Source organism: Pandoraea sp. B-6 (assembly GCF_000282835.1).
In the GTDB taxonomy this organism is placed as follows: Bacteria; Pseudomonadota; Gammaproteobacteria; order Burkholderiales; family Burkholderiaceae; genus Pandoraea; species Pandoraea cepalis.
In genome coordinates this window covers 8371-8620 of record NZ_KB290566.1, presented here as the reverse complement: position 1 = coordinate 8620, position 250 = coordinate 8371, and the positions used below count along the sequence as shown (strand labels likewise).

Annotated in this window: 1 pseudogene; it reads left to right on the top strand. The window is 66.0% G+C overall.

The features are described 5' to 3' along the window. A pseudogene (locus tag A985_RS29625) lies at positions 1–250 on the top strand (N-acetylglutamate synthase); the annotation flags it as partial.

Below are 250 nucleotides of genomic sequence, written 5' to 3'. Positions count from 1 at the left end.
CGGGCGGACTCGACACCCTGATTCAGGATGTCGCGCTGCTGTGCGCGATGGGCATGCATATCGTGCTGGTGCACGGTTCGCGACCGCAGGTCGAGGAGCAGATGCGCCTGCGACATATCGAGTCGCACTTCGCCCAGCAGTTGCGCATTACCGACGCGGCCGCGCTCGAAGCGGTGAAGGAAGCGGCCGGGGAACTGCGGCTGGACATCGAAGCGTCGATCAGCCAGGGGCTGCCGAACACGCCCATGGG